Below are 25,911 nucleotides of genomic sequence, written 5' to 3'. Positions count from 1 at the left end.
CGGCTGGAAGACGCTGACACAAGCGTCAGCCCCGAAGGAGACGATTGACCTCGCCGCCTGACCCAATACGATGTTCATGCCGGAGATCGCGCCACCCGAATTTCAACACAGCTCGCGACGGCACCCGGGCGAAGCTCATCAACCTTAAGGCTCAAGAGGGCTATGACAGCCTCTCATGTTGGAAGCTGACAAAGCCCCTTCAGGTCAAAGGCCTGCCCGTGGTCGGCGTCTGTGCTTATGAGGAGGACGACCTCATCAAGGCACAGCACCCGGGCTATTATTGGCGTGGGCCCGGAACCTCACCTGGCGTGCAGCTCATGCTCCTCACCTCAGCCCGTCCGGAGGCTGCAAAGGCTTGGTGGAAGAAGGTCGGCTACTCAGAGAGCGGTCCAAAGATCGAGGCATCCTCAGACCAAGAGGGCGTTACCGAGATCAGGTGCAGCGACTACGACGTCAAGGGCTAGGCGCGAGGTGAATCACGCGCGTCAAATTCCCTCTGTCGGGACAACCTCACGGATCCGCAAACAAGCCTCCAGCTGCCGGTAAATGAAATTCTCCCTTCAGAACGTCGCACACCCAACGACCTCCTGGCCGGGACTTGGCTGGGATTTTTTACTCGCGACCCAATGCTAAGGGGAATTTGACGCGCCCCGGAAAGAGGTAGCTACTGGACTGACGCGCCTGCAAGCCCAGCGAGACTGATTGAGGATCAACTCGGAAACCAATCCGATTGCGCTGCCAACATCGCTCTGGAGGACCATTTCGGCGAGGTGTTCCGGTCTCTTGAGGGAGCGATCGGTCCGGACCCGGACCTTGAGCTCTGACGAAGCGGCAGTTTGCCAGTTGGAACCCAACCCACCTGATATAGTTGTCAAAGTGTCCAGTGAGTGGTATATGTAATACGACAACTGCCGCCTCGGGAGGTGCCCATGGCAGCCTTAGTGAATGCCAGTCGAACTAAGAAGCCGGATCGTTTAAAGGATATCGGGACAAGAACGGCTGGGTTCGTTGTCACGGAACTTCGCTCCCACACTGAGCTCTCGGCCGAGCTTGCCCGTGTCATTGAGGGTATCGGACAGGTTCTAGAGCGCGCGATTGAAATTTCCGGCGAACCTCAAAAGTTGGCTCTACTCTCGCGTGCGGTGAAGGGGTTCGACGCGGCTATTAACGCTCCGGTCAATTCCGCCGACCTGGTCAGCATCCTGAGCTCATCCACCGATGTGGGGGCACTCGCCAAGGCTCTGACGGCTGCCGCTTCGGACCCTGTGGTAGCGAAACTCGACCCTACCGCCGAGCTGGTCGCAGCAGGTGCCGCCCGGAAGGCTGAGCTAATTAACCTGGCAGGCGGTCTATTTTCGCTGCAAAACGTGGTCTCGCTGCTGAAAATCACCAGGCAAGCAATCGAGAAGCGCCGCAAAGCAGGAACGATTATCGCGGTCAGAACCGGGGACGATTACCGGTACCCGGCCTGCCAATTCACCCAAGATGGCATGGTCGAAGGCCTCGACATGGTCCTGAAGGAAATGCCAGTGCGGGCCGATTGGATGCGGCTCGAATGGCTTCTAACCCCGGATGAAGCCCTCGATGGCCTTTCTCCGCTTGAGGCTCTCAAGAAGGGACAGCTCGAGGATGTCTTAGACGTCGCCCGGGCGCAGGGAGCCGAGTAAGCTAACCGTGCCTCCCCATGCTACGCCTCCTCTTCCGCCCGCTTGGCTGAACTCCAGTAAACTGCCCGTCGAAGTCGTCTCGGCGGGCACATCACTGTTCCGGGTTCATCGACACACGTTTGATCCGGTCTTTTTCGGCCCTGGTGCTGGTAAGCCCGCAGCATACCGGTTTGATGCACCGAATGGCGAATATGGGGTCCTCTATATCGGCTTCGAGTTGGAAAGTGCGTTCGTAGAAACTCTCCTCAGAAACCCTGCTGTTCGGCTGGTCAGTCAATCTGAAATTGACGAACGGCACTGGACTGAATTTCAGACAACGAGAGAGCTGCGCCTTGCCATGATGCATGGAAACGGGTTGTCGACCATGGGCGCAACAGCGATTGTCACATCCGGCGGGTACCCGCGTTCCCGGGCGTGGTCACATGCGATCTGGTCCCATCCAGATTCCGTAGACGGCATCGCTTATCAGTCAAAACATGACCCTGAACGGAAGTGCATCGCTCTCTTCGACCGGGCAGCGGATGCCATCAATCTGCATAACGGTCCGCAACCGTTCAACACATCCTGGATAGCCGAAACTCTCAAACATTATGGTAAGGGCTTGGATGTCAGCTGACTGAAGGCCACAGCCGATAGCCGGCCGATTTATCCGGCCAGTCGGAGGACAACGGGGGATCGGTGCCGGCTGCTCCGGGAATTTATCGTATGCTCCCGGACGCGATCTGGGTGAAATTCGAACAGTCCTCGATGGCGCCAGCCGATCCGTGGGATGGTGGATATCGCTGTGGCAGTGCGGTCAGTATTTCCCGATGGGCCACCTACGAGGCGTTAGGGAAAAGCGGACGAAGAACCGGAAGACGACGGACGAAGCGCCGGAGCTATGCCCAAGAGAGGCAGGAAAAAAGCCGGGGAGGGGCTGAAAGGATGGCGGCGCTTACACGAGCAAAGGCCAGGGAAGCAGGTCGTCATTACACCGATGGTGATGAAAATGCGGGGCGGAATTTCATGGGCAGTGGCCGGAAATGCGCGACGGGGCAAAACGCGCGACGCGGAAAATCGCGACGGAATGGGTGGATTGGGGACGTGTGAGGGGGCGCGGTGATTGTCCAGACATGAGAAGGGAGCCACATGGCCCCTTAGTCCTCGCTTATGTCAGAGTGAGCCTTACCGGACCCTGCTTGAAAAGCCCAACATTCGTTTCGCCAAATCGGAAGTTGACACGCGGAACGGTGTCATTACGCCCCGGTGTGTCGAGAGCCATAATTCACAGGAACTGAAGCTAGATACCATCTACGGGTTGAGTTTGGCAGCCGGTGAAGAGCCTGTCCGAACCGGCGCTCCTCTCGCCCTTGTCGACACAATGAAACACTTTGCGAGTCGGACTTTCGATAAGCCATGTGTGGACGGCGCCTGCGTGGCAAGGGGTTTTTGCGTTTTGACGATCTGGTCGTGGGCAGCCATGTGTTCGGCCTTGTGATGCGGCCTCATGACCGCGGGCCTTGATGAAGTTCGCGGATCAGGTCCCCAACATTTATGCTGCGTCTGAACGCAACGGCTTATCACGGGTTTGTCTGATCCCCGGCTCGACCGGTTCGTCATCACACCATCACCACCTCCACCAACCTTGCAAACTCCTCATCCGGCTCCTGGGAGCAGCTTATGCGGCCGCAGCGCGGTAACCCTGGTTGCCCTGCAAGACGGCCCAGGCGACCCGAGCCAACTTGTTGGCAATGGCGACCTTGACGATGCCGGCTGGACGGCGGGCCAAGAGCGCGTTGATCCATCCCGCAGCCGCTGAGGCTTTGCCGCGGGCATGCCGCAAGAGTGTCGTGGCCCCGAGCACCAGAAGCCGGCGCAGATATCGATCCCCTTGTTTGGAGATGTGCCCGAGCCGCACCTTTCCGCCTGTCCCACTCTGGCGTGGCACCAAGCCGATCCAGGCCGCCAAGTGCCGGCCCGAGCGGAAGGAGCCCGGATCCGAAATGGTGGCCGCAATCGCGCTGGCCGTAATGATGCCGACGCCGGGGATCGTCTCCAGGCGTTGGCTTACCTCATTCGTGCGATGCCAGGCCAGGATCTCCTGCTCGACCTCAGTGATCCGAACATGGGCCTCCTCAAGTTGCGCGATGATCAGCCGGATGCAGCGCCACGCCAGCTCCGGCAAGGCTGCCCCTCGGGCCTTCTCGGCCACTTCCCGGAGCTTGGGGACGCTCGGCAGCCCTTGGGGAGCAATGATGCCGTATTCGGCCAGATGACCACGCAGAGCATTGACCAGCATGGTCCGCTGCCGCACGAGCAGCTCGCGGGTGCGGTGGAGCATCAGCACGGCCTGCTGCTCTGGGCTTTTGATGGCCACAAAGCGCATGGTCGGGCGGGTCACGGCCTCGCAAATGCCGGCAGCATCAAGGGCATCGCTCTTGCCGCGTTTGATATAAGGCTTCACGTAAGCCGCAGGCATGAGCCGGACCTCGTGCCCGAGGGCCGCCAGTTCCCGCGCCCAGAAGTGAGCGGTGGAACACGCCTCCATGCCGATCAGGCAGGGCGGCAAGCGCCGGAAGAAGCCGATGAGCTCGCCTCGGCGGAGCTGCCGGCGGATCAGAACCTGTCCATCCTGATCAATGCCGTGGACCTGGAAGACGTGCTTGGCGAGGTCGAGACCAACAGTCGTGACATGCATTGGAGTGGCTCCCTGTCTGGCGCTGAGGCAATCACCCTACCTCATAGGGCACTGCCGGGAGCAGGCGCCGTCCACTCCATCATTTATAGTACCGGGTAATTTGTCATTTTGAAGTGTTCGGAAGCTTTCAGGGCGGGTGCCTGTCTCACCCTAACCCTAGCTTCGCCAAGGATGGGGATTGCGGCGAGCAAAGGTTCAATGGTGTTCCGGCCGCTCTGTGAACTCGAGAACAGCGTTCGGGCTCGTTGTCGAGTAACCGCTGATCTCGCATGAATTTTTGGCGCGCTGCGGTGACGCTCCCCGAAGAATGATACGGCCATTCGAATAGGTCCCAGTGACCCGATACGGTGCAGGCTCGCAGCCCCTCTTGAAGACATACGCCGTCCCAGCGACCGTTCCCCGCAGCTCGAGTTTCGGGACGTTCGTGAACGTACCTTGGAAAAGGATAGTGTCCGCAGAAATGGTGCCGGCGATGGAGGCTTTCGGTGTCCAATACTTGATGTAGCCCTTGCTGAAATTAACACCGACCTCGGAGCCATTATGAATGTATGGCTGGTCGTTGAGCATCTCCAGCCATTCCTCCATGGTCGGAGTATAGACGCCATTCTTGTCCCGTGTTCCGCGCAGCTGCGGGGTTGGCGATGCCGTCGCTTGGGCCTGCTGCGCCTGGCGGGGCTTGAAGTTCAGGCCGCAAAGGACGCTCCAATTTTGAGCCGGCACACCGCCGATGGCGCCCCGAGGGAACTCCTTGCCGTCCCTGGTCTTCCAGAGCGTGAGGTTCGGTGAATCCCCATAGCCCTCTGATTTGCGCTCCCCGGCATATACGAGCTCGTCGCCGTTCGCGGTCGTGATCGTGCCCGCGAGGCAGTTTGCGGAGGCGACGATCGGCTTTGGAAATTCATGCCGAACGGCGTCCCGGCACCAGGTCTGCCCCGGATGGAAGTTGTCGCAGAAGTCTTTTATGTCTCGATCGGTGACCTGCGCCTCCGCTCTTGCTTCTTCCGTGCCGAATCCTTCGAGCTTGATGATCTTAGGATCCGGCCGCTGCGGTCCGAGATATAGCCAGCTGTCACCCGCGATCGCAGGCGAGTGGAGAAGCACCAGGCCAAGCGGAAGGAAGGAGAGGCGTGTCATCGAGGTCTCCGGACATTCTATTGGCGCCGACGACCGGCGCCAATGCAGTTTCTTTCAAACAAGTAGGCAAATTGTTCAGACCGGCTGGGATCAGAGCGGAGGAACTCCCCATTTAATTGTCGATTTCTGATCCGCAGTCCATAAGCTGGGTGTCAGATGATAAAGAGGTCTGAGGAACTGAGGCTAGTCCCACCAGCGACCTTCAAGAACGGGATTTTCTTAGCAGAGCCTGACCCATCAGGATCGTAATAGAGCACCCCCGCCTTCTTGTCATAGACGAAGTAATCGTTGCGATCCTTTGCGGCGGTGCCGAGCTTGAAATAGGATTTGCTGACACGGCCGGGCTTCGAGAGCGATCCGGATCCTACCTTTTTAAAGATGGTATCGCTCAAGCCGATATGGTCGACCCCGCGCTGAAAGTCTTGGACGGTGTCGTAGTTGTAGGTCTTGTTCGTTCGGTACGGCCCGAGCTTCTAGCTGAAAGCGAAGATATCGGCTCCGGATCCGCCTTGCAGAGTGTCGTTCCCGAGATCTCCATAAAGCAGGTCATTTCCTGCATCGCCGATGAGGGTATCGCGGCCATCTCTTCCGGAGAGGGTGTCATTTCCGACGCTGCCGGAGATCACATTCGAGCTGTCGGTCCCGTAACCAGCGAAATTGCTGGTGCCGGTGAAGACCAAATTCTCGGTATCCACTGGAAGGAAATAGGTGTCTAGACTCACCCTCAGTGTGTCGATCCCGCTGTCCTCGTGAACCTTATCGCCATAGCTATCAATGCAATAAAAGTCATTCCCGGCTCCGCCGTACATGACATCATCGCTGAGCCCCCCATCGAGAACGTCGTCGCCGTCGGCTCCGATCAGGGTGTCCATTCCTCCATTCCCGAACAGCTGGTCGCCTAATGAGCCGCCTCTAAGGGTTTCAGCATAGGCGTTCCCATTGACAGTGAGCGGACCTGGAAATGCGATCACCTTCAGGAAATCGCCGCTCAGGATTGCAGAGCCGCCGAGGAAATAACCGACAGAGGTGGCCGTAAAGACCTTGGACCCTCCTTGGTAGGTGATGCGCTCCGCTGATATTTCGTCAACGATCACGCCGCCGATAGTCTCCGTGTACTTAACCCGGAAGCTCGTGACATAGCTGTTGCCCGAGACACCGTAGTTGGCATTCCCAGGCGTAAACATCGCGCTCGAAAACTGGACGGTGCTGGTCTGGAGAGAGAACCCGAAAGGCGCAAACAGATCCAGGTTCGCACCAAAACCGGCACCATCATGATAGGTTAGATTAGCCATTCACGCCTCTAATTATTCTGCAACTATATCAACGGCGTCGCACTTGGAAACCACCTTAAGGGAGGCTAGGGCCCGCCTTAGCTCTTGCTGCCATTGATGCAATTGTTGGCTGCGAACAACAGCGCCTTTCGGCTTTTCGCTAAATAGGTGGTGGCGACCATATCCACGTAGGGCTTTTTCAGGCGGGCTGTGAAAACCAGCTTGTTCGCTTTCTGGAGAAACGCGGCAACATCCTTCCGGAGAATTTCCACGAGCACCTGGCTATAGCCTTCACCCGTCTCGACGAGTTCATAGGCTGGACTCTGGTACACCACCGGTTCGGCCGACAGGGACGCTCCGATGACCGCCTCCCGGATCATCTGATGCGGTCCTGTGATGTCCATGCTCAAGAACAGGGCTCCCGGTCGGGCCTCACTGCAGAAAAGGCTGAGCTCCATCTCGCGTTTGCTGTCATCAGCCGGCCGCAGGAACGCACGGTAACCATCGGCCTTGAAGTCGACCCGCCAGGCGGCCTGAGCGCCAGGTCTCCCGCCCGCGATGGCCTCGATGACACAAGGCTCGCTCCTCTCAAAACCGCTCTCGCCCTCGAAAGGATAGCGCGTCAGGCCGTAACAATCCGCATCGAATCGCTCCATCCACGCGATATCCGAGGGCGGGACATAGGTGACGAATGCTGCAACGCTCCCGTACGAAACACCGTGCGCCATCGCGTGCTGGGCGATTAGATGATTGCACTCTGTGTCCTTAACCCCACGCAGGGAGCATGAGTGCTGGCCGAAAAGTCCGCCTTCTTCGACGGTTCGGAATTTCCCGGCAATGAAGATAATTGAAGCGCATGCCGATGCACACTTCGCCCCTTTAGGGATCACCGTGTGGACGGGATTGTCATCAAGGAGCTTGGAAATCCGCAGGGCCTCTCCGACACTTCCGCCAGGACTGTCGAGGAGCAAGACCGAGGCACCATGCGGCCAAAGCGGCAGGCCTGAGAGATTTCCGGAGAGCTTTTCAGCGTCACCTCGCTCAATCGGACCCGTCAATAGGAGCGCCGGCCGACCTCGCCATGTCGTTTGCCGGACCTCCATCGCATTGGCTGAACCAAACGCCACGCAAGTTACAAGAAGCAGAAAAGCCCGTACCATTTTATCGCATCCCCCGGCGCCGATCAAAATCAAACGGGCGGGGAAATTCAAGATCCGTGAAACGGAGATGGTGAGATTTGGGGATGGCAGCTGTGAATGACGTGGTAGGGGAGGTGGGCGACGTGGGAGAGGTGGATCAGAGGCGTTTCAATTCGATCTGGCTCTCCGGCACCAGACGGCTGGAGGATAACGGCCTCGCCAGATGTTAAAAGGCGAATGACTGGGAGGGTGATCGTCGAGAATTGTGTGTTCGGCCGGGGACGACCTGGCTCATCGGATGGTGCTCAACGTGCGACGGAAGAGAGGGCGTTTCGACAAGCGGATGATGGGGTTTGTGTGGGTGTGCGCATAAACTGGCACATTGGCGAAAATTGACCCTCCAAGGCTGAAACCCGGACGTCCAGAAAGCAGCCTCGAGAGGAGTCTTCATTGTAAACCCACTTAGCTCTCACACCGCGCGAACTTGAACACGCCCCAGGCCAGGCCGGCACTGACCAGGCCATTGTACGACGAATGGGAGAAGGAGAGGAAATCCGGAAACATCACGATCACGGGCGTCTTGACCCCATTGTGAGGGATTTGCCTGACCTGGAAATCCTCGTCGGTCGAGAAGATTGGCGAAGATGCTTTAAACGGTTCGGACTTGGTTTGGCGGGCTTTGTAGGCGGCCTTCATCTGCGGAGAGAATTGAGCTGGCGGCAGCTCTGCCGACGCGAACTCTGTGCCGGTGTTGTTCTGGAGCCAAAATCCGAACTTGAGGGTAACACCCATTTGAGCCGATTTAATCAGGACGTTTCGTGGCCATCCCTCGGGCGGCGGTTGCCCGGCGGGTTCACCTTTAAAGTCAAACCGGAGCTCATCGGGGGCCACCGAAGTGTCTTTTAACCGCCCTTCGGCCAGGTAGACGGCTTTCTCAAGAGGGCAGTTTCCGGGACGCGGGTCTGGGGTTGCTGCGGCCGCAGGAGCGCCAGAGGCCAGAACGACGGTTGAAGTCACAAGGGAGAGCCAAAGGCCCGAAGTCGACCGGATCATGCGGGGTCGCCCTTTCAATAGGGGGGGTTAGTTGAGGGAGACACTATCGATTTCGCATTCAACCGATGAGACAGAGGCCCGGTAAACTTCGTCGAAGCCCGAGAAATAGAAGGACAGCTCCATCGTCTCACTCTCGTTATCCTGAGCATAGAGACTATGAGACTCCTCATTGCTGTCGCTCTCACTGCCTGAGAAGCCGACACGCTTTCTTTTGTCAATCGAAGCACTACATTCGACATCGACATCGATGGAAGATTGACCTTTATAATCAGTTTCGAGATCATATGAGATCGACAGGGTGCATCCGCTGTAGCTTTTTCCGTCGAACGCTTCATCACAATTCAGGTTCGTATCTGTGACCCTGAGGCAAACCTCCGCTCCGGATTGGTCTTCTGTCTCGCAATCACCACGGGCAGCTCGCTTTTCCGCGGCCTCCCTCAGACGTACCATGCGCTCCTGATAAGCCTTCAGCTCCTCGGCCGTCATTACTCGGCAGCTATTGCTGTCGCGCGTATATCCCTGTTTGCAGGCCCATCCATTCCCAAGAGAATTGAGCTCGGCGTTCGCGGGAATTTCGACGACCTGGCAGCCGTCGCCGACCTTGGAGAAACCCCGCTTACACTGCCAACCGTTGCCGATGTAATTTAGTTCGGCGTTCTGTGGGACCTGGACTGGCACACATGTCTCACCCGATCGCTGATAGCCTCTCTTACATTGCCAACCATTTCCAAGATAATTCAGGTCGGCGTTCTGAGGCACTTGAACGGCGGCACATCCGTTTCCGGATCGGGAATAACCTCGTTTGCACTGCCACCCGTTGCCCAGGTAATTGAGCTCCGCGTTCGGTGGAATTTGCACCGCCACGCACTCATTGCCGGTTCGCTGAAATCCGCGGTCACACTGCCAGCCCGACCCATACCGGGTTGGAGAAGCGTTCGGCGGTATCGATTGAGCGGTGGCTTCGAAGGCCACCATGCCCGTCACGAGGATCAGGCCTTTTAGTATCCAAGACCACATTGCCCCAGCCTTATATTCTTGCGGAGAATATCATCCTCGGCAAAAGCTCCGCAAGATCTTCACAAGTGCCGGAGCGCTCTGGTTTGAGAACTCTCTTGGCGCCTCTCATCTGAGGAATGATGCCCAAAAAGGGCGCCAAACTACGTGCCCTTCGATCGCGTCGGGCTAGCTCTTCAACAATGTCGTGATGAAGATCAGCGCCAAAAGGACCACCACGAACCACGCGGTCCGCTTTAAGGACCTCAACATCTTCAATGTCCGTGGGTCCGCTTCCCCGGGTGCTCGGGTCTCGGGTGATACCAGCACCGTCCCAACTTCGACCGTCTCCTCGGCCGACTGAGGATCCCGCGCCGGATTTGCGAACTCTAGTCGCCGAATGATCTCCAACCGAGCTTCACCAACTTCGCCCAGCCGTGGCGGCTCAAGCTGGAGGCCAGGCGGCAGGTTGATCTCATGTTCTTCGCCCTTGGTCAGAACCTTCACTCTGCGGGTCGAGATGGACGGGCTCCATTCCGAGTAGAAGCCATCCACCGATCCAACGCTAAAGATTATCTCGTCCACAGAACCGAATGAGATCTTCGCCGCGTACCGGGTGAATGTCTCCGGCTTCACGTACAGGTAGAAAATGACACAGTCTTCTTCCGTCTCGTTCCTGAGGTCGACTTCGGCCGTGTAGGAGACTGTCCCCCATGCCGTACAGCCCTCTTCCTTGGACGGATCATCGGTCGGATGAATGTTCAGCTGGAAGCTCTTAATGGCTCGGTCGGTGCCAAACATTGAGAAGGTGGTTTCGCGGAGGAAATCTCCGTTGTCTCTCAGGCTGCCCGGACGCAGCTGTAGGCGGATGACCTGACGCTGCTCGATCTCGCGTGCTGTCGGCGTGCTCTCCCAGATCTTAGGCCCTGACTTGAGGTCAATGCTGTCGGCAAGCACGGAAGACGTTGCCGTGAAATGCAATGTCCACGGCCATGGGATCTGGTCATGACCGATCTGCTGCCCCTGCGCGTCGATCTCATTGATCGCCCAGTTATACAGAGGCTTGTTCTTGGGATTGAGGTTGAGCCGCAGCCCGCGCTCGAGATGATAATCCATTTTCGCCCCTCAACCTCATTTTTGGGCACATTGCCAGCGCCTTGGACTCCTGACAACTCCTGGCACTCTGGCGTCAGCTATAGAATAACCGGTCAGGAGTTCGAGCCAGATGCTGAGGCATCCGATGACCGGCGAAGCCTAAGAAAAAGGCCCCGAGAGGGTAAAGCTCTCGGGGCTGCTCCCATCTTGCTCATGCAGCTTGGGGGCGACCAGGCTGCGGCCGAATCGGAGCGCCGGCAACATGCAAGCGGACGACTATGTGGTCAAGGGATGGATCTCAGGCGGCTGCGGGAAGAGGGCAAGGGACGACACCGGGTCGGACTGGAAGGCGGCTGCGACAGGAAAGGAGGGGTCTTAAGAGCACCCAGCCAACAAAAAAGCGCCCCGGGGGAGCGCTCTTTCCTTCTGAGACGTCGAACAGACTATCGAGCGAAAGCTGACCTGACAACGTTAACATACGTGCAGGCCAACCGGACGAGGATGGTGGTAATACAGCCGGCCAACATGACCGTTCCCATCACCTCGAATGCGCCGACTTCAATAAGGCGGAGCGGTTCAAAGAAAAAGGGGCTGTCAGCCCTTTAATCCATCTCTCTCGGGTGTCCCACGCGAGGCGATGCTAGTTCCCGTACCTCTTTTTGTTCTCCTGAAGGGTGTGACGCATAGCACTTCGAAGCAGAGGGATCCTGCCTTCACGATGCGTTTCTTCATCGACATAAACTGCGACCGGCGTAGGGCTTGTATTGACCATCTGGTACCTTATCTCGCCACCGGACATCATCGCCACAATTCCGAGGGGAATGATGAACGCTAATGGTAGTGCGTTTGAAAAATTCCGGAAATTTGCACCTCTCTTTATATATGCGCGGCAGGTGCGACGATGATCAGGGAAAGGCTGCAGGGCCGGCTTGGTACTCAACCTGGTACAAGGCTGGGATCCTCACCCGGATCAGAATTGCCTGAACTCATCCAAAGGCAGGCCGTCGCGCTCAATCAAAGCGTTGTGAGCCTCAATAGCCTCCCTATTCTCTTCCAGCCATCGGGACCCGCGGGCCTCGGCCACCGCACGCGCCAGTCCGGCCTCGCAGGCCTGGGAGATGTTGACCCCGAGAGCCCTTGCCTCGCGAACGAGTTCGACGGACAAGGTCACCCGCTTCGAGCGGCGGATCGGTGAGTTGGTTTTCCTCTCTGACATCGCGGTGTCCCTTGAAAGACTGCCATAGGTCAGAGTTTCGGATGGAGAGGTAAAGACCCGGTTCTCTCGGCCAATCGCCGGCAAGGGACAAGCCATGTTTTTGGTGCGACAGACAGATGATAGCTTTTAGGGCTGACCGGAGAACCGATCGGCGATGTCCTGCTCACCCATGCGGTCGAAGTCGTCTGGGATCGTCAGCTCGCCGCTCAGGAAACTGATGCGCTTGACCTTGCGGGTCCCAGGAGCACTCAGTGGCACGACCTTCACCGTGGGCTTGCCTGTCTTGGTGATAGCAAAGGCCTCACCTGCTGCGGGGTCCTCCAAGAGACGGGATAGCTGGGACTTTGCCTGGCTGATGCTCGCGGTTTTCACGACACAGTCCCGCCCCAAAGAGAGAAAAGCCGGGGAGGATGGGCCTCCCCGGCTCCCGGCTGTGGCGATAGTGCCTCGAAACCGGAGGTCCGATGCTGAAGAGTGACGGATCCGAGAGCTGGCGATCGGGATCCGGCCCTGCAGCATCGAGTGAGACGACAGCCAGATCGTCCCACAGGATGAGGATAGGCGATTCCGATCCTGCTTCAAAGCCAAGTGGGCGCGACACACTTGAGCGCTATCATCAGCCATCTATTCTAGGGTCGTCCTGCAGCTCGCCGGAGGTAGCTATGTCACAATCCAGGCGTCATACGGTGGTCGTCTCGTCGACGGGCCACATCACCCTGCCAAAGGCGGTCAGGCAGAAACGCGGCTGGAACGCGGGCACCCGGCTTGTCGTGGAGGAGACATCCGAAGGCGTGCTGCTGACAGATGCCGCCTGGGCTTTCGAAGACTCGGAGAAGCCTAAGGTGGCGGAGGTATTGGCCAGGTTGCGCAAATACCGCGGCCGGCTTCCGGAGAGTTTCAAGTTCGACCGGTTCGAGGCGAATGAGCGGTAAGCCACTCCTCAGGCTGGAAGCGTAAGGATCACGCTATCGAGCAATCTCCCAGGTCAACTTTTCAACTCCATTACATAAGAAGACTGTGAACTATAGTTGACAGCCTCCGAGGTGTGAACTATAGTTAACACATGATCGAAGTTCGCCAAACCCTCACTTTCAAGAAATGGATGAAGGACCTGCAAGATCAGCGGGCGGTGGAACGGATCGCCCAGCGGATTGTCCGGTTGGAATCGGGTCTCTTCGGCGACGTTAAACCAGTCGGCTCTGGGGTAAGTGAGCTTCGGATTGATCATGGCCCTGGCTATCGGGTCTATTTCACCAAACAAAATAACTCGGTCATTGTCCTTCTTTGCGCAGGGGACAAGGGCAGTCAGAAACGGGACATCAAGTCGGCCATCGCCATGGCTGAGGACTTGTAAGAAAGATCATCAGGAGATCACATGCCTATTGAAACCGAACCTTTCGATGCAGCCGAACACCTCACCGGCGAGGCAGCGCAAATGGAGCTTCTCGCGGAGGCCCTCGAGAGCGGCGATGCCAAATTCATCGCTGTAGCGCTCGGCACCATCGCCCGCGCCCGTGGCATGACTAAAGTGGCAAAGGACACCGGTGTGAGCCGCGAGGCACTTTACAAATCTCTGACCAGCGACGGCGATCCTAGACTTTCAACGGTGTGTGGGGTGCTCAAAGCGCTCGGCATCAAGCTGCAGATCAAAGAGACACCCTGACGCGCCGGGGCTTCCGCGCGTTAGGTTTGGTGATCTAACGCTATTGGACTAGGTCCATACAAGGGCTATATTTAGTCCCATTCGATCGCCGGGGAGCAGCCATGCCTTACTCAATTCCAGTCCAGGAAACGCTGGCGCTTCTGAAAATCCTGGCGATCGGCAACCAAGATGTGGCCGCCGGCAGGACCAAGCCTGTGGCTAATGTCGTCGCCCGATTGCGGGCCAAGCGGACAACCTCCCCTCAAAGGTGAGGCATAAAGGAGAGGATGGCGCGACGGCAATCCAGGCGTCATCCCCAGAAGGGCTCTTAGAGAAATGGATCCATGAGTGCGACCTCGCTGCTGGCCTTCGTGATAGCTCCAGCCATCGTGGCTGCTCTAGGCTGAGGTGCTGTGCTGCTCAACGAATGTCACATGCGCAGGCACCAGCACCGTCAATAGGGCTTGGGTAGAATCACGGCAGCCCGGAGAGTGCAAATAAGACAAGGTTCTCCAGGGGAGCAACGAGGTGCGCAGCTCACAGGTGATAAGAGATGGCGAGACACCAAACCTCACCACATTAACCACCGTCTGATGAAGCTGCAGGCCCTATAGGAAATCCCCTGTCATCGATCCGAGCATCACGGTATTAATTCCCTCATAAGAATGAGGGGGCACGATGCGCCTACAGATCCTGACCAGCGCGGCCGCTCTGACGGCTCTCACCGGATGCGTCTCTACGGCCGACACAAAGCCAGAGCATTTTCCGACGACGGCCGCCACACGGGCCGCGATCGTTCAATATGTGCGGGAGAACTTCAAAGACCCGTACTCTATTCGTGACGCTGAGATCTCAAACTCCTGGAGAACTGCGGTCAGCCAGCAGCAGCTCGGGCAGAATGCGCTGGCGGTCTGCGTCCGGATGAATGCTAAGAACAGCTTCGGCGGATACACAGGTCGGAAGGCGAATGGATTTATCCTTGTCAACGGCAAGGTCGCCGGCGCCGAGGAAGACAGCGCCGCCTGTAATAACCCGCAGCGCGCGACAGGCTGGTCGCCTTTCCCAGAACTCATGGCGATCCGCTAAGATCGACCTGAAGGCTCCTCACAAATTTATGCCCCGCTCAGCGGGGCATATTATTTTAATTGGAGGTGATCCCGGTCCAGGTCTTTAACGTCCCTTTTTCCACGAAGCCCGGTCGCGTTTCCAATCCTCCCGCGAGCCCCACGTTTCTTCAGCCTTCACCTTCGGGACCTCATTCAAAATCCTGAGGCCTCGCTCACGAGCTGCTCGAGCGTTCGCCTGGTCCCAGAAATTACCGATGGACATTTTGCGCTTCGGCTTGGGTTTCGGTTCGTCGCCGCTGGCAACAGACGCCTGGCTGGCCAACCGGTTAACCGTCTCCCGTCCTGCCCTGAGACGCTGCTTCCTTTCTTCGCGTTCTTCTTCGACCTCAAGAGCCAGAGGCTTTCCAACGGCGAGGCGGGACATTCCGGCACGGGCCTCCATTTCAGCGACCAGGAGCTTGCGCTCGAGCGCGATCAGGTTCGGCTTCAGGCCCCTCCATTTGAGATACGCCTTTTCGTGGATTGTCCTGGGCTCCGCATGACCACGGCAGACCTCCACAAAATGTACTCGCTCATCGGTGTTTGCTGGAAATTCCCCGCGCTCTAGCCGGGCCAGCTTATAGGCATAGGGGCGGAGAGCTCGGACTTCCTCGAGGGTGAGCCCGGTTTCGGCACACGCCACGTCAGGTCGCCTCGGTGCCTTGACCGGAGACTTCACTACGATCACCGGCTCGCCATCGGCCAATCCCAATTGAGCCTCTAGCGATTTGCGCTCGGCTTCCTTCGCCTGACTGGAAAGATTCTTTTTCCGGAACGGTTTTGGCGTTCCTTTCGGCGCCCAGTTGCTGCCCCTGAACCCGCCCTGTTGTCTCGTCGACCAGCCATAGAGCTTTTTGGTGCCGTGCTTCTTTCCCATCGTGACCCCCAGCCGCCACTCTGTATAGGGAAGCTCTCACGGATCCTGGAGCTTGGCAATTCGATGCCGGCGATGCGGCCGACCTCTCCAGCCTAGCGCTGCCGACCTCTCCACCAGGTGCCGCCATCTTTCATAATGCACCACCCAGAAAACGCACCTAATCACAGTGGCACCCCGAAACCTTGTAAGGAGGACATAGACACAGGAGAGGGGGGCGCGACGGAAATCCCAGGAGTTCTACTTAAACGCTCTGCTTATCGCCCACCCGCGGCTAAGGCTTTCGCTGCTCTTAGGCGATCGAGCGCCGAAAACGCTTCGTAGTGGGTGATCAGGCCGGCCTTCTCAACGAGATGAAAAAACTGGTGGCTGGCTCCTGGAGGATGAACGCCGGGTCGAAGTCCGCTATCCGGATGTCCGGTTCCATTCGCGAGGTATTGCTCGTCTCCGTCACCTCCACAGTACCGACGTTAGGATACGCCCATGAGTCGTCGTTCAGGCAAACGCCTGTGGTGCTTGACGATCTGTCGGGGGTGAGGTACCGTTCATTTGTCAGATCGAACGGGTACCGCCCCTTCCTGGGCGCTGTTTTCCAAAACGCCTACCTGAGTTGCAGCTCGGGTGGGCGTTTTAGTTTGTGCTTGCCATCACATCGGGACCTCCTTCATGGCCGTGACACCTGCAGTCGTTCGGCCAGCAAAGATCGGCCACACGCACCTGGCTCTGGCCGCGACGAATTCCCCCGTCCATCGAGCCGCCAGGATCCGAAGCGTGTGAAATTCTCCTCTGTGATGATCTTTGGAATCGCAGGCCGCGGCGAATTCTCCTGTGCGTTGTTACAAGGCGCGCAGAATGCTCCGATATACAGCCACAGAGCGCGTCGATTGCCCTCCCGCAACGCTGTACTAGCGCTATCAGCTGCGGAAGGGTGAGCTGTGACGCCCGTTTTTCGGATATCGACCGCTCACACTCTCGGTGCTGAGCGATGTGAGGCAACACAAATTTGGAGATCGTGCATGACGATGAGCGTCAATATCTGTCCCGCCCAGCGCGACGACTTCCTCCCGATCGATGTGGCGGCCGACTACCTGGTCGGACCGATCATGGAGATCCTGAAGCAGTATCACCAGTCAGATTACCTAGAGCCCGTCCGCGCCCATTTCCGAACCCTCCTCAAATGGATGGCTCGTGACCTGGAGAACTTCGTTCAGCCGATGGTGTCTGTTGCGGCTCAGGAGCGCGCCAAGGAAATGGGATTGCCCGACCTGAGACAGTTTCGCTGGAAGGACCAGCCTAAGAAAATGAAGGATCCAGGCAGGGCGATCTTCCATTGGGAGCACTACACTCCTGTCGCGAATATCGTCCGTGATCTTCTTGAGATCAATACGCCGTCCCGCGAGACGGTCACGGACGTACTCAAGACCGCAAGGATCGCTTGGATCCTGAAAGAAGAGAACGCCTGCTTGAACCATCGCTCTCGACCGGATTCGGACAACGACTATAGAGCGGTGGGCATCCGACTTCTTCCAGCGGCTCAACCACATTCCCTGTAAATCGCGTTAGCAGGCGTCGCTCACCATCTTCGAACAGGTTTCCCTGAGGTTCCGAGGTGACAGGAATTCAGCTCAGGGAGTTCTCAAACAACGTCAGAATAGCGCCGTGCAGTTCGGATATATCTAGGGTTAGTGGGGGGCCTGAGGGCCGACAAGGAATCATATTGCAATAACAGATGCGGCCCTGGTCTTTCGGACCAATGTCGATGTGACTTAAGGCTTTCAGTCCGGTAACCTCCTGGTCAGTTTTGTACTGCACGAAGTCATAACCCAGGTCGCGGACGACCTGGCTGGCATATAGCGCCCGCGCTTGGGAATCCCGGAGGTCGTGAATCCGTTGGAGGTGGTGTGTTCGGGTCTCGTGATTAATCAAAGATTCCTTCGAAAGCGCCAGTATGAGGCCTTTGGCGTCTGGGGTGTTCCAGTCTTTCAATTCAAGAATGCCCTGAGGTTCAAACTCGACAGGGATGACAAAAACCCGGCTCGGAAGCGACGATAGATTCTTGGATTGCCCATAAACATCCGCCAATTTTCTCGCCACCTGCCAGAGGCCAGCGCGAGGTGAGCCGAAATGGGTGAGTGGGTGAAATCCCCGTTCGAAATCGGACGGGGAACAAACAGTAGCATGGTACGATCTAATGATCATCGGATGGTAATCTCCCTGATCGCTCCTACCAACAGTCAAGCTTCCCAGCAATGACCGGTGCAGATGTCGCAGCAGGTGTACGGGAATTGATCGCCAGGTCAGGGGCTCTAATATTCCAAACTCGTCAGTTTGAGCATTCACACGGCCATGTCATCGACACTCGATCCATTAACAGCCCTCGCTTTTTCCATCTATGAGAATAAGGGCGTCTACGCCCTGCTCATTGGCAGTGGAGTCTCTCGGGCCGCTCAAATCCCGACCGGCTGGGAGATTGTCCTCGAGCTCACAAAGCGCGTCGGCGCCCTCGAGGAGGCCGGCGATCAGGAGGACTGGGCCGTCTGGTACAAACAGCGGTTCGGGTCCGAGCCGAATTATTCCGAACTCTTGAGCAAGCTGTCCCAGTCGCCGGACGAGCGCCGGGCAATCCTGCACCGGTTTATTGAGCCGACGGCCGAGGAGGTCGATGAGGGAATTAAGGTTCCCACCAAGGCTCACCGCGCGATCGCCCGCCTGGTCCGGGACGGTTATATCCGGGTCATCATCACCACGAACTTTGACCGGCTCCTGGAAAATGCCCTCCGGGAGGTCGGGGTCGAGCCGACGGTCATCCGGTCTGATGACGACCTCAGAGGCGCCGTTCCGCTCATCCACAGCCGCTGCTATGTCGTCAAAGTCCATGGCGATTATCTCGATACTAGGATCCTGAACACCGACGAGGAGCTCGCGGCCTACTCTGATCCGATGAACAAGCTCCTCGACCGGATCTTCGATGAGCATGGCCTCATCGTCTGTGGTTGGTCCGCCGAATGGGACCATGCTCTGAGGGCGGCAATTACCCGGGCGCCCAGCCGCCGGTACCCGTTTTATTATGCCAACCCGAGAACCCCGGGCACCGTCGCCCAGGATCTGATCGAGCATCGGGTCGGCCGTTTCGTACAAATCACGGACGCCGACAGCTTCTTCCAGGACATCCAACGCAAGGTCGAAGTTCAGGCGGCGCTGCAGCGTGCGAACCCGGAAAGCGTCGAGCTGCTCGTCGCCACGGCAAAGAAATATCTCTCCCGGCCGGAATTCCGGATCGAACTCTACGACCTAGTGGCCGACGAAATGCGCCGGCTGAAAGCGCAGCTGGGCGAGTTGCGATTTGATACCAACGTTGGCCTCACCCCCGAGGAATTCACCCGCCGGATCGAGCTTTACGAGAGCCGGTCCGAGCGCCTGGTACGCCTGTTTGCCGTACTCGGACGATGGGGTGACGGGTCCGAATTTCCGCTCGTGAAGGCAATTCTGCAGGATCTCGGCTTCCGGCGTTCCACCGGCGGCCTCACCGTTTGGATCAAGGCTCAGTGGTATCCTGCTATCCTCCTCCTCTACGCTTACGGGATCGGTGCGCTCAGGTCGGATCGGCTTCGAGAGGTCTATAATTGGCTGACAACCCCGCTGAGAGAGGCGGTCAGTCAAAATCAACATCCGGCGGTTCAAGGCCTCTTCTCTTGGACGTGGGACAACAACGACATCCCTAAGAGCCTATGGACACAACTCATCCGGAACTCCATGTCAAACACTGGATTGAGTGATCGTCTCTATGACCTGTTCTCAGGATACCTAGACCGAGATTTCATTTCCAAGGCAGATTTCACCCGGGAGTTCGGGCGCTTCGAGATGCTTGCGTCATTGGCGTACACTTCGACAAAAACAAATGAGGATGATCTCAGACGTTCCGTGGCCGATCCTCGTCCGGATGCTTGTGATTGGTTACCACTCGGAAAAGTGGCATGGCAGAGCGAAGTGCTAAACACTCTGCTCACCGATCTCGATAGTCCGGCCGCACAAGCTGAATTGGCGGAGGCAGGCTTCGGAACCGGAAACGCGGAATTCGTGAAGCTGAGTTTCCAGAATATGCGGAAATTTATTCGCCGCCACATTCCTCTCGCTGACGTGTGATGCCAATCCCCTCGGCTAACGAGAAGGGCCCGCCACGACGGCGGGCCTGTCTATTTTCGACGATCCCACAATCAGAACGCCTTGGGCTTTTTCACCTGGGGCTTCGACGGCATCGCATAGAAGTTCGTTCCACACGGCTTTGAACCGAGAACCTTCTTGGCGCCATCGAGCGAGAACGAGGACGTCCGGCCGTCCTCGAAGAGAACCCGCATTGACTTTCCGCTCCTCAATGTTTCCCAGAGCGCGATGAAATTATCGGCATTGACCCGGTAATTCGTCTTGATGCCTCCATGATCGTCCACGCCGAATTGGAACTCCTCATCATCGATGAAAATGCGAACAGTGCTCTTCGGAGGCGGTCCGTTATCTCGGATCGAAATACTAATCCCGGTGAGCTCGGCATCCTCGGAATAGCCCACATCGCAGGAAATGTTGAAATCATTGCCGGGCCCATTCCGTACGATGTGCTCCACGATTCCCTGGCCGACGCCGGACGTCCATTTGCCGGCTCGTACGCCTTGGGCCATGGCCAAAGACGGGAGGAGAAGCGCTATTGCGAGTGCTGCCCCAAGAATGTTCATTTCTCACCTCGTGATTAGGACACAGTTCGAACACCGGCAGGACTGATGCACGAAAGAATTAAGGTTTCTTCGGCTTCAGGATTTCGGGAAATCCGTTGAGCACGAGATCACAAGCCGGTTTCATCCCAAGGCCTCGGCCGAGATCATCAAATACCCGTTCAGCATCATTGATAAGGAAATTCACTCGCGCCTCATCCCTTTCCTTGGAGACGCACTGACGCTGCCGTTCAAAATAGCTCTTGCTGTAATTCTGGAATCCACACGAACCGTGCGCACGCAGGGTGAACGACGCAGTCCAAATGGTCTTCTCGCAGTTCTCAGCGTGCGCAATGTCTGTGAGGGTTCCGGTCAGGATGACGAATAAAGCAATCCGGAGAACTGCTCTTATCCTCATCGAACCCATTTTCCTCGCCCTCCTATTTTCAGTCCGGCCTGCATACGGCATCGAGCTATACCACTCCAGCGCGGCTTTCATTAATGAGCGGTCCTGTAAAATCAAGCGAACCAATTGACGAGGATACTGAACCTTCTGTTCATGCACAGTTCGGACGAACACGTCGCCAACTGGAAGACGCTATCAATCATCAGGCGGGATGTTCAGGCTCACTTCGGCGGGGGTAGCGTGGAGGGAGGGCCGCTCAAGGCACCTTTCTCGTTATCGATCATCGCGCCCGCGATCCTTGCTCTTTTTTCGTTTCTTTCCCCTGACAGGGACTTGGGGGAAAAGCTCCAGGGTCTCGCCTTTAGCCCTCTTTGATTCAAACAGCAGCGGTTTCTGTTTCTCCTTGTCCTTCTTGGAAACGAAGAGGGGAGTCTGCTGCGGCTTGAGGACGATCTGAGGCTTCTCGACAGGACCGGTGGGTTTTGCCCCGATGATCACGCGGCCCCGTTCCTCCTTTGGTGACGCAGGAGCGTTCGCGACGGGCTTGTCAATCTGCCCCTTCACCACGATGCCGGAGATTTCAGCCTGGCTGCGCCGGATGTTTTTCGGATCGAGCCTGATCTGAGGCGGCACAGCCTTGTCGCCGGCCTTAGTCGGCGCGACGGACTTCGAGGATTCCCGCGCTGCCTTTTGAGGAGCAGTGTCCTGGGCAGGTTGTTTGTCCGGTGACGGCTTGGCAATCTGGGCCGCGCCAGGTGCGACAGGACGCTGAGGCTGATCGATCCTCGCCCTATTCGGATCAGCCGCGGGCTGCACGCGAGCTGCCGGCTGTGTTTCCTGGCGCGGTCGTTCCGCTGCCGGGGGCTTGGCAGCTGGCGTCGAGGTCTGGGCTTTCACAGGAAACCGAGCCTGATCGACCGGGCCTGCTTTCAGGGGTTCAGATGTCCTGACAGCCGGACCTGCAGCAGGTGAGGGCGCCTTGGAGGAGGGGGCTTTTGTCGAGGCCACCCTGCTCGCGCCCACGCCCGACGACTGGCTCCGGTTCTTCTTCCAGGCAGGCTCAGGCAGAGGATCCGACCGGTACCGGCGCGGTTCCGCGAATTTCGGCTTTTCCGCCGCCGGTTCGGATTGTTTCCGAGCCTCGGATTTGTCCGGCTCCCGTGTGCTGGATTTCTGCGTCTCCTGCTGGGCAGCCTTGGCGGCTTCTTCCCGGATCCGCTGTTCGCGCTCTTCCCGATCCAGCTTGGCATAGGCCAGGACACCCGCCCGCAGGGTTTCAAAATCCAGGGCCTTCATCTCTTCAATCACGCGATCGGTGTAGCGTTGAACGCTCTCCATGATCGCATTTTCTTTTTCCTTTTTCCGCTGCTCGACCTTCACCGGATCCGGATCAAGGGAGAGAGAGACAAACGTGCCGGCGCTTCGCGGATATAATGGGTTTTGGGTCGGGCTCTTCTCCAGGCTCTCAATCCGCTCGAGAACCGTCTTCAACGCCCGCTGCGCATCCAGAAGCCGAAGACCATTATTGCGATCGATGATCTCTCCATTCTTATGGAGGACTTCCAGGAAGTCGCGAGCCTCGATCGCTTCATCGCCAATCCTGAGTGTCGCACCCACCGGTTTGGCGGCCGCGTCTTTGCGCGGCCGCCCCAGCTTTGGTTTGGACGCCTCTTCGACCGCAGCATGAAACACCAGCCTCGCCCGCGAGGCGGTCCGGTCGATCACCAGGCGTCCGATATCTTGGGAGAGCTCCGCAATCCCAACCCGGTGCGTCAGGGTATTGGCCAGAACGCCCAGCCGCTCGATCTCTTTGAGAGCGACATCCTTAAAGGGATTTTTCGCTAAAAGAGCAGCTTTGGCTCGCTCCACTCTTTCAGACAATTCCCTTTGCCGCTTGGCCGTCCGCTTCATCGTGTCGGCCACGATGGCGTCCTCGACCTGCTTCCACTGCCGACGGGCCAGCGCCACACCTTCTTCCGTCCATTCGCCCTTGCGTTCCTTGTTGAAGGTCTTGGACGGAATATGCTTCAGCGGGTCGACATCGATGCCCATGGCCTTGTAGGTCCGGCCGTCATAGCGCTTGTCGACGCCCGCCTGTTCCAGCACTGCATTATTCACCTGCTCCCATTTCTTGCGGAGCTGAGGCACCCAGCTTTTCTCGCTGGCTTCGCGCAGCTTGGGCTGGAGGAAGGGCCTGACCTCGCGGGTGTGCCGATTAGCAAACCTCTTTTTCTCGACGATCTCGAAGTCCCACTTCAGGCCGCCGTTCGGATCCTTGGGATCCACCATCTTCGCGGCGGGCCGGTCGTAATAGACGATGTGAACGTGGAAATTCCGCCTGTCGTTGTTCTTGTCCGGGGCGTGGATCACCGCCCAATAGGGCAGGCCCTGGTCGGCCAGTACCTGCGTGAAGTCACGCACGATCCGGACCCGCTCCTTGCCGCTGAGCTCGTGCGGCAGCTCGGCGATGATGCGATTCTGCACCCGCCCGCCGCGGCCGGGCTCGATGTCGATCTCCATCTCGGGAGCAATGCCGGTCGCCCATTTGTAGACCGCGAGCGTGTCCTTGGTCGGAAGCGCAGTGAGCTTCAGATCCTGAGGCTTGTTCCGATCCATACCCTTGAGGAGATCCCGCATCCGTTTCGGGGCCTCATCTTGGGCATCGTAGAGCCGCGTCCAGAGCTCGCGATCGTGAGCAGCCGCAAGCGTGATACTATCGCCTCTAGGATCGCTCTCAACGTCGTTGACCTTCTCCCAGAAAGCCCGGCGCTCCTCGAGGGTGTCGCCGATCGTGCCGAACGAGGCATATTCGAGAGCATCGAGTTCAGCATCGGACAGGTTCTTGACCGGTATCCGTTCAACGGCACCAAGGCGCTCGAGATAGTCCTGCTGGTCCTGCGAGCTGCGGCTGGCGGCCTCCGCCTCCATTTCCGACAGCCGCACCTGAGGATCGCGGGCAGGGGTCTTCACCTTCTCGGCCGCTCCGTCCCGCTCGATGTAAAGGAGATGGTCCGTGGCGCCCGAGTTCGAGTGCTTACGGCCGCCCTTGAGCTCCCGGATCAGCGCCATGATAGGGGAGGTCTTGGACACATAGCTGTGGGAGAAATGGAAGCTCTGCGCGCCATCGGCCGCTTTCGGCCGGGCGCTGCCCCGCGTGCGGTCGCCAAAGCGCACGCTCGGATTGTCGTAGCCAAAGGCGACGGCCGGATGCAGCGCCTGCGACAGGGCGAACGGGGACGTCATCGACGCCTGGGTCGAGATGCTCGCCCCCCTGATCGGGGCAGCGCGAGCCTGCACCTGGTTGGCAATGCCAAGGCCGCCGAGGGCATAGGTGCCGGCAGCCTTAACCCTGAGCTTGGCGAAGTTGTGGTTCGGATTGCGCGCCTCAGCCCGGCTCACCACCCGCGAGAGCGCGGACAGTGTGGTGACGATGACAGGGCCCGAGAGCTGCAAATGGTCCATGAAGGGAAGGCGCGGATAAAAAGGAATTTTTCGAATTATTGAAATTCTATCATGTGACTCCAGCCATTGCCACAGGGCCTGATCGTGAGGCTGAATTGCTGGGATCAGGCACAGGGGCCGACCTGGTTCAGCACGAAACTCGGTGAACGCGAAGTGCAACAGGGCGATCCAAACAGGTGAAAACGATCGCCGACCGGGGAGGGGTCGTGACACCTGTCGTCAGCCATCATGGGGCAGCGTGCGCTGCCAAAATAAGGCATAGAAAATCACGGGCGAGCGCGGGCGAGGGATCGCCCAGGATGACGGCAGGACGATCAGTCCGAGAGCTGACATCCGATCCGATTTTCTGTGCCTTATTTGACGAGAGGAAGCCCGATCCGGGCAACGCTCGTCGTCCGCAAGGACGGGAGATCAGGAATAGGCCGGAGCCGCTGATCGACCCTGATGCAGGTGCAGCGTGATGCACCGGAATGGATCCTGACCGACGCTCCATGAGACCTCATGAGCCAAAGCCCGGGAGGGCTGCAGCAGGGTGCCAGGATCCTGAAAACCGGAAGGTGCCGAAGGTCGAAATACGGACCGTTGGGTCCGAGCAAATGTGATGTACCCGTGGGGGTGCGTCACATTTGCGGTATTGAGCCTATTTTCTGGGACCTCTTTTCCTTGAGAAAATCGCCCTATGACAATATTCAGGCTGTTCTCAGCCATGGCGATTTTCGAGGATCCGCATCGCGGTCAGGGGCCGGAGACCAGGCCTTTGGCCGGGGTCCGGATCGGCAACCGCATGGGTGCCGGCCCTGGGCAGCTCACGACCTTCGGATCAGTGTGAGCGGCCATTTCAAGCGTCAGCCTGGACGGGAAGGCGTCGGCTCATCCGTACGCCTGCACCGGCCAGCAGCCCATCAGGGCGTCTGGGACAGGGGTTTGGGGCGCATGCCACAAGGATCCCGCAGGGATTTGCCTCGGCCGCCACAGAAAGGCGGATCGAGGCTAAACCCATGTCACAGCTTTATTTTTTCGGGACTTTCCGGGGCCTTCTTTCTATAGCGCCCGTCGGATCGGGGCTTCCGGGCCGGCCGACCTGGCGCTGGCGTCCTCGAGCATGGCCTTCGGTCAGGATCTCCGAGGCGCTTTCCCTTAGAAAAGCACGGATTTCCGGGCTCTGGAGGCCGATCGGACGCTTCCAGGGGCCATCGGTCCCCAGCTGCAGGAATGGCCGTCCTCGGGCTTCCTGCAGGGGTGCAGAGGGTATCCGGCGCAAACCCTTATGCTGCAAGGCGTTCGAGGCGGTCTAAGGGGAGCCGAGAAGGGTGCGGAGAGGCGGTAAACGCGGATTCGCATAACATATCTTATGGAATTAGCTCTAGGATATTTCTTCATGTCAACGATGTAATCCACGTACCACTTTAGCGCATTTGCTGCTCGTTGTGGACGGGATTAGCTTCAGTCTGTCCACAACGTGGTTGGAGCGCACTC

24 protein-coding genes are annotated in these 25,911 nt (G+C 58.1%); 9 read left to right on the top strand and 15 right to left on the bottom strand.

The annotated features are described in order from the left end of the window. Nucleotides 1-44 precede the first annotated feature (44 nt). The 3 genes from GR303_RS22880 (at nt 45) to GR303_RS22870 (ending at nt 2,283) form a co-directional block, all read left to right on the top strand. Nucleotides 45-464 carry a hypothetical protein gene (locus GR303_RS22880; RefSeq protein WP_161726528.1) on the top strand — a complete coding sequence of 140 codons (420 nt, stop codon included), beginning with the start codon at nt 45-47 and terminating at the stop codon, nt 462-464. A 465-nt stretch (nt 465-929) separates the two neighbouring features. Next, complete coding sequence (locus GR303_RS22875) at nt 930-1,667, top strand: Rv2175c family DNA-binding protein (RefSeq protein ID WP_161726529.1); 738 nt, start codon at nt 930-932, stop codon at nt 1,665-1,667. A gap of 7 nt (nt 1,668-1,674) precedes the next feature. After that, nucleotides 1,675-2,283 carry an RES family NAD+ phosphorylase gene (locus tag GR303_RS22870; protein WP_161726531.1) on the top strand — a complete coding sequence of 203 codons (609 nt, stop codon included), beginning with the start codon at nt 1,675-1,677 and terminating at the stop codon, nt 2,281-2,283. 1,041 nt (nt 2,284-3,324) lie between these two features. Here the strand turns inward: GR303_RS22870 and GR303_RS22865 are convergent. The 10 genes from GR303_RS22865 to GR303_RS24445 all read right to left on the bottom strand — a co-directional run bounded on the left by GR303_RS22865 (nt 3,325) and on the right by GR303_RS24445 (nt 12,617). Further along, the gene (locus GR303_RS22865; RefSeq protein ID WP_161726533.1) at nt 3,325-4,344 is read right to left on the bottom strand and encodes an IS110 family RNA-guided transposase; all 1,020 of its coding nucleotides are present in this window, start codon (nt 4,342-4,344) and stop codon (nt 3,325-3,327) included. 195 nt (nt 4,345-4,539) lie between these two features. Continuing rightward, on the bottom strand, nt 4,540-5,478 hold the full coding sequence (locus GR303_RS22860) for a hypothetical protein (RefSeq protein WP_161726535.1): 939 nt from the start codon (nt 5,476-5,478) through the stop codon (nt 4,540-4,542). Nucleotides 5,479-5,630: 152 nt separating this feature from the next. Then, complete coding sequence (locus GR303_RS22855; RefSeq protein ID WP_161726537.1) at nt 5,631-5,870, bottom strand: hypothetical protein; 240 nt, start codon at nt 5,868-5,870, stop codon at nt 5,631-5,633. A gap of 81 nt (nt 5,871-5,951) precedes the next feature. Next, entirely contained in the window at nt 5,952-6,770 is an 819-nt protein-coding gene (locus GR303_RS22850; protein ID WP_161726539.1) for a calcium-binding protein, read from the bottom strand. Nucleotides 6,771-6,847: 77 nt separating this feature from the next. After that, the gene (locus GR303_RS24990) at nt 6,848-7,960 is read right to left on the bottom strand and encodes a hypothetical protein (protein WP_246205853.1); all 1,113 of its coding nucleotides are present in this window, start codon (nt 7,958-7,960) and stop codon (nt 6,848-6,850) included. A 390-nt stretch (nt 7,961-8,350) separates the two neighbouring features. Beyond that, nucleotides 8,351-8,941 carry a hypothetical protein gene (locus GR303_RS22840; protein ID WP_161726540.1) on the bottom strand — a complete coding sequence of 197 codons (591 nt, stop codon included), beginning with the start codon at nt 8,939-8,941 and terminating at the stop codon, nt 8,351-8,353. Between the two features lie 27 nt (nt 8,942-8,968). Next, nucleotides 8,969-9,958, bottom strand: a complete 990-nt coding sequence (locus tag GR303_RS22835) for a hypothetical protein (RefSeq protein WP_161726542.1) — start codon at nt 9,956-9,958, stop codon at nt 8,969-8,971. Nucleotides 9,959-10,123: 165 nt separating this feature from the next. Beyond that, nucleotides 10,124-11,050, bottom strand: a complete 927-nt coding sequence (locus GR303_RS22830; RefSeq protein WP_161726544.1) for a hypothetical protein — start codon at nt 11,048-11,050, stop codon at nt 10,124-10,126. A 949-nt stretch (nt 11,051-11,999) separates the two neighbouring features. Further along, complete coding sequence (locus GR303_RS22825) at nt 12,000-12,245, bottom strand: type II toxin-antitoxin system CcdA family antitoxin (RefSeq protein WP_161726546.1); 246 nt, start codon at nt 12,243-12,245, stop codon at nt 12,000-12,002. 126 nt (nt 12,246-12,371) lie between these two features. Further along, entirely contained in the window at nt 12,372-12,617 is a 246-nt protein-coding gene (locus GR303_RS24445) for a type II toxin-antitoxin system Phd/YefM family antitoxin (RefSeq protein WP_161726548.1), read from the bottom strand. 314 nt (nt 12,618-12,931) lie between these two features. On the opposite strand from GR303_RS24445, the gene GR303_RS24985 reads away from it, so the two are divergent. From GR303_RS24985 to GR303_RS22800, 4 genes are all read left to right on the top strand, one after another. Then, nucleotides 12,932-13,177 (top strand): AbrB/MazE/SpoVT family DNA-binding domain-containing protein, encoded by a 246-nt coding sequence (locus GR303_RS24985; protein WP_343232023.1) that lies wholly within the window; start codon nt 12,932-12,934, stop codon nt 13,175-13,177. A gap of 131 nt (nt 13,178-13,308) precedes the next feature. Further along, complete coding sequence (locus GR303_RS22810) at nt 13,309-13,599, top strand: type II toxin-antitoxin system RelE/ParE family toxin (RefSeq protein WP_161726552.1); 291 nt, start codon at nt 13,309-13,311, stop codon at nt 13,597-13,599. Nucleotides 13,600-13,620: 21 nt separating this feature from the next. Beyond that, the gene (locus GR303_RS22805) at nt 13,621-13,908 is read left to right on the top strand and encodes an addiction module antidote protein (protein WP_161726554.1); all 288 of its coding nucleotides are present in this window, start codon (nt 13,621-13,623) and stop codon (nt 13,906-13,908) included. 657 nt (nt 13,909-14,565) lie between these two features. Beyond that, the gene (locus GR303_RS22800) at nt 14,566-14,973 is read left to right on the top strand and encodes a hypothetical protein (protein WP_161726555.1); all 408 of its coding nucleotides are present in this window, start codon (nt 14,566-14,568) and stop codon (nt 14,971-14,973) included. Between the two features lie 84 nt (nt 14,974-15,057). Here the strand turns inward: GR303_RS22800 and maoP are convergent, their stop codons facing one another. Further along, complete coding sequence (gene maoP / locus GR303_RS22795; protein WP_161726557.1) at nt 15,058-15,870, bottom strand: DUF413 domain-containing protein; 813 nt, start codon at nt 15,868-15,870, stop codon at nt 15,058-15,060. A 1,013-nt stretch (nt 15,871-16,883) separates the two neighbouring features. On the opposite strand from maoP, the gene GR303_RS22790 reads away from it, so the two are divergent. Further along, nucleotides 16,884-17,420 carry a hypothetical protein gene (locus GR303_RS22790; RefSeq protein WP_161726559.1) on the top strand — a complete coding sequence of 179 codons (537 nt, stop codon included), beginning with the start codon at nt 16,884-16,886 and terminating at the stop codon, nt 17,418-17,420. A gap of 67 nt (nt 17,421-17,487) precedes the next feature. Here GR303_RS22790 and GR303_RS22785 read toward each other — a convergent pair whose 3' ends face one another. After that, nucleotides 17,488-17,949, bottom strand: a complete 462-nt coding sequence (locus tag GR303_RS22785) for a hypothetical protein (protein WP_161726560.1) — start codon at nt 17,947-17,949, stop codon at nt 17,488-17,490. Nucleotides 17,950-18,213: 264 nt separating this feature from the next. Between GR303_RS22785 and GR303_RS22780 the strand changes: the two genes are divergently transcribed. Continuing rightward, nucleotides 18,214-20,010 (top strand): SIR2 family protein, encoded by a 1,797-nt coding sequence (locus GR303_RS22780; RefSeq protein ID WP_161726562.1) that lies wholly within the window; start codon nt 18,214-18,216, stop codon nt 20,008-20,010. 71 nt (nt 20,011-20,081) lie between these two features. Here GR303_RS22780 and GR303_RS22775 read toward each other — a convergent pair whose 3' ends face one another. The 3 genes from GR303_RS22775 to GR303_RS22765 all read right to left on the bottom strand — a co-directional run bounded on the left by GR303_RS22775 (nt 20,082) and on the right by GR303_RS22765 (nt 24,594). Next, nucleotides 20,082-20,591 (bottom strand): hypothetical protein, encoded by a 510-nt coding sequence (locus GR303_RS22775; protein ID WP_161726564.1) that lies wholly within the window; start codon nt 20,589-20,591, stop codon nt 20,082-20,084. A 58-nt stretch (nt 20,592-20,649) separates the two neighbouring features. After that, nucleotides 20,650-21,066, bottom strand: a complete 417-nt coding sequence (locus GR303_RS22770; protein ID WP_161726566.1) for a hypothetical protein — start codon at nt 21,064-21,066, stop codon at nt 20,650-20,652. A gap of 180 nt (nt 21,067-21,246) precedes the next feature. After that, nucleotides 21,247-24,594: a MobA/MobL family protein gene (locus GR303_RS22765; protein ID WP_161726568.1), complete on the bottom strand. Its 3,348-nt coding sequence runs from the start codon at nt 24,592-24,594 to the stop codon at nt 21,247-21,249. Nucleotides 24,595-25,911 lie beyond the last annotated feature (1,317 nt).

It is taken from the genome of Microvirga arsenatis (assembly GCF_009910705.1).
In the GTDB taxonomy this organism is placed as follows: Bacteria; Pseudomonadota; Alphaproteobacteria; order Rhizobiales; family Beijerinckiaceae; genus Microvirga; species Microvirga arsenatis.
This window is presented reverse-complemented; position numbering and strand designations above follow the sequence as displayed.

Excerpts from the sequence above, each read along its gene's own strand:
- GR303_RS22875 (WP_161726529.1), top strand. The coding sequence starts at position 930 with ATGGCAGCCTTAGTGAATGCCAGTCGAACTAAGAAGCCGGATCGTTTA.
- GR303_RS22865 (WP_161726533.1), bottom strand. The coding sequence starts at position 4,344 with ATGCATGTCACGACTGTTGGTCTCGACCTCGCCAAGCACGTCTTCCAG.
- GR303_RS22860 (WP_161726535.1), bottom strand. The coding sequence starts at position 5,478 with ATGACACGCCTCTCCTTCCTTCCGCTTGGCCTGGTGCTTCTCCACTCG.
- GR303_RS22850 (WP_161726539.1), bottom strand. The coding sequence starts at position 6,770 with ATGGCTAATCTAACCTATCATGATGGTGCCGGTTTTGGTGCGAACCTG.
- GR303_RS22840 (WP_161726540.1), bottom strand. The coding sequence starts at position 8,941 with ATGATCCGGTCGACTTCGGGCCTTTGGCTCTCCCTTGTGACTTCAACC.
- GR303_RS22835 (WP_161726542.1), bottom strand. The coding sequence starts at position 9,958 with ATGTGGTCTTGGATACTAAAAGGCCTGATCCTCGTGACGGGCATGGTG.
- GR303_RS22830 (WP_161726544.1), bottom strand. The coding sequence starts at position 11,050 with ATGGATTATCATCTCGAGCGCGGGCTGCGGCTCAACCTCAATCCCAAG.
- GR303_RS22825 (WP_161726546.1), bottom strand. The coding sequence starts at position 12,245 with ATGTCAGAGAGGAAAACCAACTCACCGATCCGCCGCTCGAAGCGGGTG.
- GR303_RS22810 (WP_161726552.1), top strand. The coding sequence starts at position 13,309 with ATGATCGAAGTTCGCCAAACCCTCACTTTCAAGAAATGGATGAAGGAC.
- GR303_RS22805 (WP_161726554.1), top strand. The coding sequence starts at position 13,621 with ATGCCTATTGAAACCGAACCTTTCGATGCAGCCGAACACCTCACCGGC.
- GR303_RS22800 (WP_161726555.1), top strand. The coding sequence starts at position 14,566 with ATGCGCCTACAGATCCTGACCAGCGCGGCCGCTCTGACGGCTCTCACC.
- maoP (WP_161726557.1), bottom strand. The coding sequence starts at position 15,870 with ATGGGAAAGAAGCACGGCACCAAAAAGCTCTATGGCTGGTCGACGAGA.
- GR303_RS22790 (WP_161726559.1), top strand. The coding sequence starts at position 16,884 with ATGACGATGAGCGTCAATATCTGTCCCGCCCAGCGCGACGACTTCCTC.
- GR303_RS22780 (WP_161726562.1), top strand. The coding sequence starts at position 18,214 with ATGTCATCGACACTCGATCCATTAACAGCCCTCGCTTTTTCCATCTAT.
- GR303_RS22775 (WP_161726564.1), bottom strand. The coding sequence starts at position 20,591 with ATGAACATTCTTGGGGCAGCACTCGCAATAGCGCTTCTCCTCCCGTCT.
- GR303_RS22770 (WP_161726566.1), bottom strand. The coding sequence starts at position 21,066 with ATGAAAGCCGCGCTGGAGTGGTATAGCTCGATGCCGTATGCAGGCCGG.